Source organism: Rhizobium sp. RU20A, from assembly GCF_900155885.1.
Classification (GTDB): Bacteria; Pseudomonadota; Alphaproteobacteria; order Rhizobiales; family Rhizobiaceae; genus RU20A.
Genome location: NZ_FTMB01000006.1, coordinates 154,406 through 166,832, shown reverse-complemented (window position 1 = coordinate 166,832; position 12,427 = coordinate 154,406). Strand labels below are relative to the sequence as shown.

Below are 12,427 nucleotides of genomic sequence, written 5' to 3'. Positions count from 1 at the left end.
GTATGAAATTACATAGGAACAGAAGCTTAAGGTTTTCATAAATCCCCGCCCTCGTTTCGCCCCATTGCGTGTTTGGCTGCCCGATTGTGGGGTAACTAGGCGCGTTTCGGCACAGAAAAGTACGAAGTTGCACTTTTTCGAAACAGCGTTTCCTTATAGTCAACAAAGGGTTTACCGATCATGCCCGGACAGATTCTTGCGGACGACCGGAGCCGGTCGCCGCCGGCCGTGCGGGTTATGCGCCGCTATGTCACCGGCAGCGGGCGTTCGGCGGGCAGCCGGGCTTCGTGCGGGAAACGCACGGTCTGAAGTCCGACGAAGCGCGCGAGACGCGCCAGTTCGGCGTCGAGCCGCTCCATGCGGCCGGCGGAGGTGCGGATGCCGGGCTCCAGCCAGAAGCGACGCACGTCGAGGCTTCCCTCGCGCCGATTGGCTTTCATGTCGATGCGGCCGATCAGGCGATCACCTTCCAGCAGCGGGAACACATAGTAGCCGTACAGGCGCTGCGGCTCCGGCACGAAAACCTCGATGCGATAGTGGAAACCGAAGAGACGGTGCGTGCGGTTTCGATCCCGGATGAGCGGATCGAAGGGGCTGAGCACACGCACCCGTGACGCTGGCGTTTGCAGACCGCCGAGCGTCTGCCCGAAACCGGCGAGCGCGAAGGCGGCGCGCGGGCGGGCGCCGCCATCAAGCTCGATCAGCACCTCTTCAAGCTCTTCCCTGTTCTCAGTCACCCACGCCTTGGCCTCGTCCGGCGAAACAAGATCAAGGAAGGCCGCGATCTCACCGGAGGTGGCGAAACCCAGCCGCTGAAGCGCGGCGCGACAGCACCAGTCGATGAAGTCCGCCCGGCTCACCTCTTCCTGGTGATGGTGGGCGGGGATGACGCGTTCGGTGAGGTCGTAGATCTTCTGGAAATTCTCTCGGCCGGCGATGGCGAGCTTTCCCATGCGCCAGAGGCTTTCCAGCGCCGTCTTGGACGGGTGCCAGTTCCACCAGCCGCCGGACGTATGACCATCGGCTTTCAGATCGCGCGAGAGAACCCGCCCGCCATCGCGGATGCGGGCATAGGTTTCATCAAAGCTCTCGTGGAAATTCTCGCCACGCCAGCGCTGCCAGCGCGCAATGATCGTCTCCTCCTCCCAGCGAAAGCGGTGCTTCCAGTATTTGAAGAAGCGGCTCGGAATGATCGAGGCGTCGTGGGTCCAGTGCTCGAAGAGTTCACCGTCCTCTTCCAACAGGGACTTCAGGTGCTCGGGGCGGTAGGTCTGGTTGCGGGCAAAGAGAATCTGGTGGTGGGCCCGCTCCACCCACTGGATGCTATCGACCTGCACGAAACCGAGATCGTCGATGAGTTGAAGCAGGCCGGCCTTGCCGAGCGCGCGCCCCGGCGGGGCGGCAAGGCCCTGGCGGTTCAGAAAAACGAGACGGGCCTCAGGCAGGGAAAGACGAGTCGACATGCGGAGAGCTTAGTCACGTTCCTCTTTTGTTCAAGAGGTCTGCGGCCCGGCCCCTTCGCAAGCTGCCGATTCCTGACTATAGGGACGCACCGTCAACGGCGCGTGGAGGCATGGTAGGTGGAAATCCGGTTCGATGCGGCAGGGGTCAGCTTTGCGGGGCGCGTGGCGCTTTCGCCGCTGCGCCTCACGCTTTGCGAGCGGCGCATCGGCGTGATCGGGCTCAACGGGTCCGGCAAGACCACCTTCGCCAAGCTGATCAACGGGCTGGTGAAGCCGACAAGCGGCCACGTGACGGTTGACGGCCTCGACACGGTGAGCGACGCCGATGCGGTGCTCGGCAAGGTCGGCTTCGTGTTCCAGAACCCGCAGAACCAGCTCATCATGCCCGGCGTTGCCGAAGACCTCGCCTTTGGCCTGTCCGGACGCGGCCTTTCCAAGGCGGAGATTGCGGCGCGCGTGGAGGCGATGCTGGCCAGCCTCGGCATTGCGGATCTTGCGGCGCGGCGCGTGCATGAACTTTCCGGCGGCGAGACGCAACTGGTGGCGATGGCGAGCGTGCTGGTGACGGGAGCCGAAATCCTGATCCTCGACGAGCCGACCAACCAACTCGATCTGAAGAACCGCCGGCAGGTGGTGGACGCGGTGGCGCAGCTGCCGCAATGCGTGATCACGGTCGCGCATGATCTCGACCTCCTTGCCGACTACGATCGCGTGCTGGTCTTTGACGGCGGACATCTCGTTCAGGATGGCGCGCCGGCCGACAGCATTGCCCGCTACCGCGAGATCGCCGCATGCTGACCAGCCTGCATGTGGAGGGAGACAGCCTTTTTCACCGGCTGACAACACGGGTGAAGCTGGCGATCCTTTTGATCGCCAGCATTCTCGCCTTCCTGACCCAGTCCCCCGTGCTTCTCGGACTCGGCCTTCTGGTCGCGGGCGCGTTCTATTTCACTCTGGGACTGACGGTGCGCGAAGGGCTGCGGCGGCTGCGGCCGGTTCTCGTGACCATCGCACTCCTGGCGGCCGTCAATCTCATCGTCCAGCCACCGCTCGACGTGCTCGTCGCCGTCCTCCGCATCCTCGCGCTGGTGCTTCTGGCCGCCACGGTGACGGCGACGACGACGATCTCCGCTTTCATGGAAGAGATCACACGACTGCTGCTGCCCGTCGAAAGGCTGGGGCTGGTGCGCGCCGCGGATGTGGCGCTGGCCCTCGGCCTCGTGCTGCGCTTCGTGCCCGATATCTTCAACCGTTACAGCGAGATCCGCGAGGCGCATCTGGCCCGTGGGCTGAAGCCGAAGTGGAAGACGCTTGTGGGGCCGCTGATCATCCTGACGCTGAAGGACGCCGACGCGATCGCCACCGCCATTGATGCGCGGGGCCTGAGGCGCGGCAAACGCGGCTGAGGCTATCTACCGCTTCTCTCATATTTCCTTTTGAGCAGCCGCAAATTTGCGCTAATCACGCCAGCGTGATTTTGTAGCATGCTGGAACCCAATGCGCGTCGCAAAGCGGCCCGCGCCCCAAGGAGACCCCCATGACGACCAGGGACATCGTTCTCGTGGCGCTTTTCACCGCCATCATCATCGTGCTCGGCCTCATCCCGCCGATCACCCTCGGCTTCATTCCGGTGCCGATCACGGCGCAGTCGATGGGCGTCATGCTGGCCGGCTGCATCATCGGCGCCAAGCGCGGCGCGGCGTCCTATGCGCTGCTGGTTCTCATGGTGGCGATCGGCCTTCCGGTTCTGGCCGGCGGCAAGGGCGGCCTTGCGATCCTCGCCGGTCCCACGGCGGGCTACATTTTCGGCTGGATCGTCGGCGCCTTCGTGACCGGCCTCATCGCCGAGCGCATCGTCGGCCCTGCCACGGGTGAGGCAAAGCAGTTTGCCGGCTTCTTCATCGCCTCCGTCGTCGGCGGCATCGGCGTCGTCTACGGCTTCGGCATTCCGTGGCTCTCCTACGTCACGGGCACGCCCTTCGGCGCCGCCCTTGCCGGCAACCTCGCCTTCATTCCGGGCGATCTCGTCAAGGCGGCGATCGCCACGCTTGCCGCCCGCGCGGTTCTTGCCGGCTATCCGCTGCTACCGCGCAGCGCCTGATCCCTGCCCTTCCAGCCGCGGCGCGCACCCGCCGCGGCTGTTGAAAAGCGTGGCTCTTTTGCCGCCCTTCATGGACGTGCGACCATCCGCGCCCTAAAACCTTGCGGCACGGCGGCCTCTTTGGCGTTGCCAGCGGTTTCAGGAGACCTCGGTCCATGACGACGGTTCTGTACGAACATCCCGTTTTTCTCGAGCACAAGGTGCCCGAGGGGCATCCCGAACGTCCCGACCGCCTGAAGGCACTGAACCTTGCGCTGGAGCACCAGCGCTTTGCCCGCCTCACCCGCAAGCAGGCGCCGCAGGCCAACGAGGATTACGTTCTGCTCGCCCATCCGGAAGAGCACCTGCGCGCCGTGATGCGGGTCATTCCCGAAGAGGGCATCAACCATTTCGAGGCCGACACGCATGCAAGCCCGGCGAGCCTGCAAGCCGCGCTGACCGGCATCGGCGGGGCGATCGCAGCCGTCGACGACGTGTTTTCCGGCAAGGCCGACAATGTGTTCGTCGCCTCGCGGCCGCCCGGCCACCATGCCGAGAAGACCAAGGCCATGGGCTTCTGTTTCTTCAACAACGTGGCCATTGCCGCCCGCCACGCCCAGCAGGCCCACGGGGTCGAACGAGTCGCGATCGTCGATTGGGACGTGCACCACGGCAATGGCACGCAAGACATCTTCTACGACGATCCCTCCGTACTCTTCTGTTCCACGCACCAGATGCCGCTCTACCCCGGCACGGGCGCCAAGGACGAGCGCGGCACGCATGGCACCATCGTCAATGCGCCGCTTGCGCCGAACGATGGCAGCGACCATTTTCGCGAGGCCTTCCGCGAGCGCGTTCTGACGGCGCTCGACAATTTCCGCCCCGACCTCGTGTTGATCTCGGCGGGCTTTGACGCCCACCACCGCGATCCGCTGGCCCAGATCAACCTGACGGGCGAGGATTTCGACTGGGCGACCGGCAAGCTGCTCGACGTGGCGGGCCGCAGCGCCAACAACCGACTGGTCAGCCTGCTGGAAGGCGGCTACGACCTCGAAGGGCTCGCCGAATCCGCCGGGCTCCATATCGAACGCCTGATGAGGGGATAAGCATGGCCGCCGACGTCAAGACACTGAGCTTCGAACAGGCCGTCGAGGAACTGGAACAGATCGTCTCGGCGCTGGAGCGCGGCGACGTGGCGCTCGACCGCTCCATCGAGATCTACGAGCGCGGCGAAGCGCTGAAAAAGCATTGCGAGACGCTCCTGAAGGCCGCCGAAGACCGGATCGAGAAGATCCGTCTCGACCGCGCCGGCAAGGCCACGGGTACGGAGCCGCTCGACGGGGCGTGACGGGGCACACCTACCGTGGTAAAATCTTGCCATGAACAGAGAGCGCATCATTGCAGAGCTTAAAGAGCATCGCAGCGAGCTTGAAGCTGCGGGTGCGCAGCATCTTTCTGTTTTCGGGTCTGTCGCGAGACGCGAAAACGGCCCCGACTCCGACCTGGACATTCTCGTGACGCTGGCGCCACCGGTTTTGGCATCCGGCTTCGGATATTACAGCGCTCTCGAAATTCTCACGGAGAAGATTGCGCACATCACCGGCGCCAAGAAGGTGGATGTGGTGGCGGAGCCCTTACGCAAGGCGCACGTACGGGCCAACATCGAGAAGGACCGTATCGTTGCCTTCTGATCGTCCGCTTGTCCGCATGCGCGATATCGTTGAGAACATCGGACGCATCGAAAGTCATATCGAAGGTTTGGATGAAACAGCTTTCCTGCGCTCGCAGATGGTAATCGACGCTGTCGAACGGTGCCTGAGCCGCATTTCGGAAGCGGCCGTGAAGATCGGGCCAGAAGCAGCAACGTATTTTCCCGATCACGACTGGATCGCCATCCGTGCCATCGGCAACCGGCTGCGCCATGACTACGATACGATAACAGAGAGCATGAACTGGTTGATCGCGACACAGCGCCTCCCCAGTCTCAAGCGGGATATCGTTGCATTCTTGAGCCGGTTCCCCGAGGAGCAGGAGCGGATCTCGGTCGTGTAGACGGATGTCGTCTGCCATCCCAGCTCGGCTTCGCTAGAAGCACACCGCCCCCCGAACAGGAGCCACCCATGTCCTTCTTCCCCGGCCCAGACCCAGAAGTCGGCGACCGCTTTTCCTGCGATGCGCTTTCGCAGCTCATCATTCCGCGCACCAGCGATATCGGCGGGTTCGAGGTGAGGCGGGCGCTGCCGACGGCGAAGCGGCGGCTGGTGGGGCCGTTCATCTTCTTCGACCGGATGGGGCCGGCGCTGATCCGGGCGGGCGAGGCGCTGGATGTGAAGCCGCATCCGCATATCGGGCTTTCGACCGTCACCTATCTCTTCGACGGGGAGATCAAGCATCGCGACAGCCTCGGCACAGAGATGGTGATCCGCCCCGGCGACGTGAACCTGATGACGGCGGGGCGCGGCATCGTGCATTCGGAACGCTCGCCGGAAAACCTGCGCGGCCTACCGCATTCGCTTTCGGGCCTCCAGACCTGGCTGGCGCTGCCGGACGCGATGGAGGAGATCGAGCCGGTCTTCTCGCATACGGAATGCGCGGCCCTTCCCTTTCTTTCCGACAAGGGCGTGGAGGCGCGCGTGGTGCTCGGCACCTACGAGGGCGCGACGGCACCGGTGAAGGTGTTTTCCGATACGCTCTATGCCGATCTGAAGCTCGGGCCCGGTGCGAGCGCGCCGCTTGCTGCGGACTGGGAGGAGCGCGCGCTCTATGTTCTGGCGGGCACACTTGATGTCGCCGGCGATCTCTTCCAGCAGAACCAGCTCCTGGTCTTCCGACCGGGCGATGCCATTACGCTGAAGGCGGGGCCGGACGGCTGTCATGTCATGCTGTTCGGTGGTGCTGCGATGCGTTCGCAGCGCTTCATCTGGTGGAACTTCGTCTCTTCTTCGAAGGAACGCATAGAACAGGCGAAAAACGAGTGGCGCACGGGCCGATTCGACATCGTTCCCGGCGACGAGGAAGAATTCGTGCCGCTGCCAGCCGGTTAAACCCCAGAAAAGACCGGAATTCTTGTCGGTCGGCCAAGAAGATTGCCTCCCAGGCGTTTCCATTCGCCATCGGAGCAACTAAATTCCTGTTCATGATGGCAAAAGGCGGCCTGCTCCGATGTGAGGATGGTCCCCTTTTCCGGCGCGCCTCCACAATCGCGCCATGAACGACAAAGGTTTCGACGTGACGGATCAGCGCGCCCTCCAGGCCCCTTCCACGCCCCTGCTCGACCGGGTGCATCTGCCCCAAGACCTGAAGAGGGTCGAGGACAAGGACCTGCCGCAGCTGGCAGAAGAGGTGCGGGCTGAAATGATCGACGCCGTCTCGCGCACCGGCGGGCATCTGGGCGCAGGCCTCGGCGTGGTGGAACTGACGATCGCGATCCACAAGGTGTTCGACACGCCGAAGGACAAGCTGATCTTCGACGTCGGCCACCAGTGTTATCCGCACAAGATCCTGACGGGCCGGCGCGACCGGATCCGCACGCTGCGCCAGGAAGGCGGCCTTTCGGGCTTCACCCGCCGGGCGGAGAGCGAATACGACCCCTTCGGCGCGGCCCATTCCTCGACCTCCATCTCGGCAGGCCTCGGCATGGCGGTGGCGGGCGAGTTGTCGGGCGAGCCGAAGAACGTCATCGCGGTCATCGGCGACGGCGCCATGTCGGCCGGCATGGCCTATGAGGCGCTGAACAATGCGGGCGCGCTCGATGCGCGGCTCATCGTCATCCTCAACGACAACGACATGTCGATTGCCCCGCCGACGGGGGCCATGAGCGCGTACCTCGCGCGCCTTGCCTCCGGCCGCACCTATATGGGCTTCCGGGAGTTCGGCAAGAAGCTGACGGCCTATCTCGGCAAGACGGTGGACCGGGCCATCACCCGCGCCGTCGAACATGCGCGCGGCTATGTGACCGGCGGCACCATGTTCGAGGAGCTCGGCTTTTACCACATCGGCCCGATCGACGGTCACTCTTTCGAGCACCTGCTGCCCGTGCTGCGCAATGTGCGCGACAATGCCAAGGGGCCGGTGCTGATCCATGTCGTGACGCAGAAGGGCAAGGGCTATGCGCCGGCGGAAGCCGCCGCCGACAAGTATCACGGCGTCAACAAGTTCGACGTCATCACGGGCGCGCAGGCGAAGGCCAAGCCGAATGCGCCGGCCTACACCGCCGTCTTTGCCGATGCGCTGGCGCAGGAAGCCGGGTTCGACGAGAAGATCGTCGGCGTGACCGCCGCCATGCCGTCCGGCACCGGCCTCGACAAGCTGGCAGACCTTTATCCGTCGCGCACCTTCGATGTCGGCATTGCCGAGCAGCATGCGGTGACCTTTGCAGCCGGGCTTGCGACCGAGGGCTACAAGCCGTTCTGCGCGATCTACTCGACCTTCCTGCAGCGCGGCTACGATCAGGTGGTGCATGATGTGGCTTTGCAGGGCCTGCCGGTCCGCTTTCCCATCGACCGCGCCGGCTTCGTCGGCGCCGACGGCCCGACCCATGCCGGCTCCTTCGACACCGCCTTCCTCGCCTGCCTGCCCGGCTTCGTGGTGATGGCCGCCGCCGACGAGGCGGAGCTGAAGCACATGGTGCGCACGGCCGCCGCCTATGACGAGGGTCCGATTTCCTTCCGTTATCCGCGCGGCGAAGGCGTGGGCGTCGAATTGCCCGAGCGCGGCGAGATCCTCCAGATCGGCAAGGGCCGCGTCGTCAAGCAGGGCTCGAAGGTGGCGCTGCTGTCCTTCGGCACGCGGCTGGCCGATTGCCTGGCGGCAGCGGAAGACCTCGATGCGGCCGGCCTCTCCACCACGGTCGCCGATGCGCGCTTTGCCAAGCCGCTCGACCACGACCTCATCCGCCAGCTCGCCCGCCACCACGAGGTACTCGTCACCATCGAGGAAGGTTCGGTCGGCGGTTTCGGCAGCCATGTGCTGACCTTCCTCGCCACGGAAGGGCTGATCGACAACGGCCTGAAGGTGCGCCCGCTGACGCTGCCCGACGAGTGGACCGACCAGGCCAGCCCCTCCGCCATGTATGCCCGCGCCGGCCTCGACCGCGCCGGCATCGTCTCCACGGTGTTCAAGGCGCTCGGACAGAAGGCGCTGACGATCGGGGCTTCGGCTTAAGAGGCGGCGCTTTGCGCCCTGCGCTCTTATCGCGTTTGTCTTTTTTCGAACTGCCCACCTGCCATGCGCCCAGGTTCGGTTGCATCGTGCGTTCTGCCCAACGATCACCCCACCCGGCGCAAGCGCCGACCCGCCCCCTCAAGGGGCGGGTGGGAGGATGCCGCGGCCGCCGGGGCCCTACCTCCCCTTGAGGGGGAGGTCGCCGCAAAGCGGCGGGTGGGGTGACCCGCGGCACGGCCGGCAGACCTCGGTCAGCACCGACCGAGCGCGTTCAGCCCACCCTCACTCTATCGGATCATTATACTGCAGGATCAGCACGCTCAGTTCTTCCTGCGGGTAGAAGTCGGTGGCCTTTATCTGGAAGGTGGTCTCGCCGATCTTCCTGACATTTTCGCCGCAGAAGCTGACGAAGTTCTTCGGATCGCCCTTGTCGACCGTCAGGGTGAAGTCCTTGATGGGTCCGTACCAGTTGGAGCCGGTGGTCAGGATGTAGGAGATCCAGGCCTCGGTATAGTAGGGCTGGTTGTCCTTGCCGGCATTGGCGAAGAGGTCGGCGCCGCGTTTGATGAAGGCCTCGTCCATGCAGTATTTGCGCCGGTACTCGGCCGTCGCGTCTGGGGTCGGCTTGCCCTCGTCGAGGAAGCTGATGCCGGCGGTACCGCCGACGCTCGGCGTATAGGTGTGCTTGACGCTCACCGTCTTGCCGGCCGGGAAGCGGGTGCGCCAGTAATAGACGGAGGAGAGTTTCCAGATGGGTACCAGCTCGCTTTTGAGGACACCGCTGCCGTCGTCCCACTCGTTTTTCATCACGATGCCGCGCGACACCCAGTCGGCGGTCTTTTCGGGCGAGAGTTTCGTCAGGGCTCCGGCGGTCGCCTCGCCGTAGGGCATCAGCGGAATGCCCTCGGCCTTGAGGTCGGCCGTCACATCGATGCCGAAAACCGTGGCGCGCTGCTGCAGCTCCGGCTTGATCGGCGCGCCGTCCTGCGTGGTGGAAAAGCCGAGGAAATTGTCGGCATGGAGCGTATCGACGTTGAAATCGCCCTCCATCGAGCCCTGAATGTCGGGCATGGGGAAGGCAACGATGCTGTCGACATCCGCGTCGGTGGCGTTGCGGAAGACGTATTCGACGCGGATTTCGGTCGGCGAGATGAAGAGGTCCTCCTTCGCCATCTCGACGGCGTCGGAGCGCATGAAGACGAGGCCGCCGGTGTGAAGTTCCGCCAGCGTGTCGTTGGCGCGGGCGCTTGTGCTCGCCAGGAGCAGGCCCAGGGCCGCCGCAATGGCGGTCCGCTTCATCGTGAGTGTCATCGTGCAGCCCCCCGCTTTTGTCCTGATATCCGCCCTTGTGCCAGATGCCGGGACGGCAGCCAAGCGCCTTCGCTGGGCATAGATGTGACAAACCCGACGCCTTGCGGCGCCGGGTTCGCGAAGTCCCGAATGTGGGGTGTGCGGGATGGCTTTCTGCTGAAGGATCAGAACTCCTGCCAGTCGTCGGCCTTGGTGGCGACGGCGGCCGAGGACCGGGCGACGGGCGCGCGGGCCGGCGCACGTGCCGGGGCACGGACAGCGGCCGGTTCCGCCATGGCGGCGGCCATGCGGCGCAGGCCCGCCGTGCCCTCGCCAGCGCCGCTGCCGGCGCCCAGCGTGAACTGGCCGATCAACTGCTGCAGACGGTTGGCCTCGTTTGCAAGGGTGGCGGAGGCGGCGTTGGTCTCTTCCACCATCGCGGCGTTCTGCTGGGTGACCTGATCCATCTGGTTGACGGCAGTGTTGACCTCGGCAAGTCCGGTGGACTGTTCGCGGGCCGAGGTGGCGATGGCTTCCATGTGCTGGTTGATGGTGACGACATACTCTTCGATCGTCTTCAGCACGGAACCGGTATCGCGCACCAGCTTCACGCCGCTTTCCACCTCGACGGCGGAGTTGCGGATGAGTTCCTTGATTTCCTTGGCGGCCTGGGCCGAACGCTGGGCGAGTTCGCGCACTTCCTGGGCCACGACGGCGAAGCCCTTGCCGGCCTCACCCGCGCGGGCGGCTTCCACACCGGCATTGAGGGCAAGAAGGTTGGTCTGGAAGGCGATCTCGTCGATCACGCCGATGATGTTGGAAATCTGGCTTGAGGAATGTTCGATGCGCTGCATGGCATCGACGGCACTCGCCACGACCTTGCCGGACTGGGCCGCGCTCTCATTGGCGCGGGTGGCGACGGCACGGGCCTCTTCCGAACGCTTGGAGGAGTTGGTGACGTTGGCCGTGATCTCATCGAGCGCAGCCGCGGTTTCCTCGAGCGAGGCGGCCTGCTGTTCGGTGCGCTTCGACAGGTCTTCCGCGCCCTGGCTGATTTCGCGGGCGCCGCCATCGATGGAGCCGGTGGCATGGGCGACGGCGCGCAGGGTCTGGCCGAGCTGGCTGACGGCGGCGTTGAGGTCCTGGCGCAGTTGCTCGAAGTCGGGCGCGAAGGGCTCGTCGAGCTGGAAGGAGAGATCCCCGGCGGCAAGACGGCGCAGACCGACGGCAAGGCCGGCGGTGGCCTGTTGCAGGCGCTGCTGGGCTGCGGCTTCGGCCTCCTGCTGCAGGCGCACGCGGTCGGCCTCGGCGGCGTGGCGGGCGGCTTCGGCGTCGCGCTCCAGCTTGCGATTGGCAATAGCGGCCTGGCGGAAGACTTCGACGGCCCCGGCCATCGCGCCCACTTCATCGGCACGACCGGAATAGGGAACCGCACTGTCGGTGTCGCCATCGGCAAGGCGGCGCATGGCCAGCGTGATGTTGCCGACCGGACGGGCAATGCCAAAGAAGCCGTAGACCGTGCCACCGATGATCACGATCGCGACGAAGGCGACGACCGCCATGATCTGCAACGTCGCGGCATGTTCGGCGGCAGCGCCCGTTTCGACCGCCGTCTTGGCACCATCGGCGTTGAATCTGATGAGTTCGTGGGAGGCCGTGAGAATTTTGTCAGCAACCACGCGCATGTCGGCGGCCTTCTCCCCGGCCTTCAGGTCGAAATTGTCACGCGACAGGTCGAGCATGACGTCGCCCATCTCCAGATAGGTCTTAACGCCGGCCTTGATGCTGTCCAGCAGTTCAACCTCTTTCTGCGTTTTGGCGAGGGGCTCGTAGGCGGCAATCTTGTCAGCCAGATCCTGCTTGGCAGCGTCCACGACCTTGTCGGCCGCGGCAATGTCGGCCGTCTGGCTGGCGGCGATGTGGCTGAGATAGGAGACGCGCATGCTGAGCAGGCTACGCTCGAAGTCCTGGCTGGCAATGACGCTCGGTAGCCAGTTGCTGCCGATTTCCTCGGCCGTCGACTGGATGGTGGCCGTCGCCTTCAACGAAATGGCTGCAAAGGCGGCAACGGTGAGACCGATCACGGCGAAAACGATGATCAGGGAAGTTTTGATCGACGGACGTGACATTGGCTCCTCCGGGCGGGCGGTTGCGCGTCGTGCTGTTGAATGGGGAAACGATCGTCATGATCGGGTGAAGCGCGCGCCAACACTGGCAAGCGCCTGCTTTTCAAAAGCAATCGTTAGCTCGACTTCGTTAAAGCAATATAAAAGCCAAACCTGACGCTTCATTGCAGGAAAATTGCTTCACTACATCTCGCGATGCTGAATACTGACATTCGTCAATTCGAATATCTACTGAAATAGGGCAGGAACCGATACCCTGAGGTTGTCGCCGCCATACAAGAATTACATCATACTCAACTATAGAC

12 protein-coding genes are annotated in these 12,427 nt (G+C 64.3%); 9 read left to right on the top strand and 3 right to left on the bottom strand.

Annotation, left to right across the window (positions count from 1 at the left end; translation table 11 throughout):
• Window positions 1–245 precede the first annotated feature (245 nt).
• Window positions 246–1,463 (bottom strand): winged helix-turn-helix domain-containing protein, encoded by a 1,218-nt coding sequence (locus F3H41_RS15350; protein ID WP_149739562.1) that lies wholly within the window; start codon window positions 1,461–1,463, stop codon window positions 246–248.
• A gap of 117 nt (window positions 1,464–1,580) precedes the next feature.
• Here F3H41_RS15350 and F3H41_RS15345 point away from each other — a divergent pair, with 117 nt between their 5' ends.
• The 9 genes from F3H41_RS15345 (at window position 1,581) to dxs (ending at window position 8,706) form a co-directional block, all read left to right on the top strand.
• The gene (locus F3H41_RS15345) at window positions 1,581–2,261 is read left to right on the top strand and encodes an ABC transporter ATP-binding protein (protein WP_149739561.1); all 681 of its coding nucleotides are present in this window, start codon (window positions 1,581–1,583) and stop codon (window positions 2,259–2,261) included.
• A complete protein-coding gene (locus F3H41_RS15340; RefSeq protein ID WP_149739560.1) occupies window positions 2,255–2,869 on the top strand; it encodes an energy-coupling factor transporter transmembrane protein EcfT in 615 nt (204 codons plus the stop codon). Before F3H41_RS15345 ends, F3H41_RS15340 begins: the two co-directional genes overlap by 7 nt.
• Window positions 2,870–3,000: 131 nt before the next feature.
• A complete protein-coding gene (locus F3H41_RS15335) occupies window positions 3,001–3,564 on the top strand; it encodes a biotin transporter BioY (protein WP_149739559.1) in 564 nt (187 codons plus the stop codon).
• Between the two features lie 155 nt (window positions 3,565–3,719).
• Window positions 3,720–4,649: a histone deacetylase family protein gene (locus tag F3H41_RS15330; protein WP_149739558.1), complete on the top strand. Its 930-nt coding sequence runs from the start codon at window positions 3,720–3,722 to the stop codon at window positions 4,647–4,649.
• A 2-nt stretch (window positions 4,650–4,651) separates the two neighbouring features.
• Window positions 4,652–4,891, top strand: coding sequence for an exodeoxyribonuclease VII small subunit (locus tag F3H41_RS15325; protein WP_149739557.1), 240 nt, complete (start codon window positions 4,652–4,654; stop codon window positions 4,889–4,891).
• Window positions 4,892–4,922: 31 nt separating this feature from the next.
• Window positions 4,923–5,234, top strand: a complete 312-nt coding sequence (locus F3H41_RS15320) for a nucleotidyltransferase domain-containing protein (RefSeq protein ID WP_149739556.1) — start codon at window positions 4,923–4,925, stop codon at window positions 5,232–5,234.
• 16 nt (window positions 5,235–5,250) lie between these two features.
• Window positions 5,251–5,595 carry a HepT-like ribonuclease domain-containing protein gene (locus tag F3H41_RS15315; RefSeq protein WP_188129480.1) on the top strand — a complete coding sequence of 115 codons (345 nt, stop codon included), beginning with the start codon at window positions 5,251–5,253 and terminating at the stop codon, window positions 5,593–5,595.
• A gap of 68 nt (window positions 5,596–5,663) precedes the next feature.
• A complete protein-coding gene (locus tag F3H41_RS15310; protein WP_149739554.1) occupies window positions 5,664–6,587 on the top strand; it encodes a pirin family protein in 924 nt (307 codons plus the stop codon).
• A 163-nt stretch (window positions 6,588–6,750) separates the two neighbouring features.
• The gene (dxs, locus tag F3H41_RS15305; RefSeq protein ID WP_149739553.1) at window positions 6,751–8,706 is read left to right on the top strand and encodes a 1-deoxy-D-xylulose-5-phosphate synthase; all 1,956 of its coding nucleotides are present in this window, start codon (window positions 6,751–6,753) and stop codon (window positions 8,704–8,706) included.
• A 282-nt stretch (window positions 8,707–8,988) separates the two neighbouring features.
• Here dxs and F3H41_RS15300 read toward each other — a convergent pair whose 3' ends face one another.
• Window positions 8,989–10,017: a DUF4424 domain-containing protein gene (locus tag F3H41_RS15300; RefSeq protein ID WP_244616220.1), complete on the bottom strand. Its 1,029-nt coding sequence runs from the start codon at window positions 10,015–10,017 to the stop codon at window positions 8,989–8,991.
• Between the two features lie 164 nt (window positions 10,018–10,181).
• Entirely contained in the window at window positions 10,182–12,125 is a 1,944-nt protein-coding gene (locus tag F3H41_RS15295) for a methyl-accepting chemotaxis protein (protein WP_149739552.1), read from the bottom strand.
• Window positions 12,126–12,427: the final 302 nt, after the last annotated feature.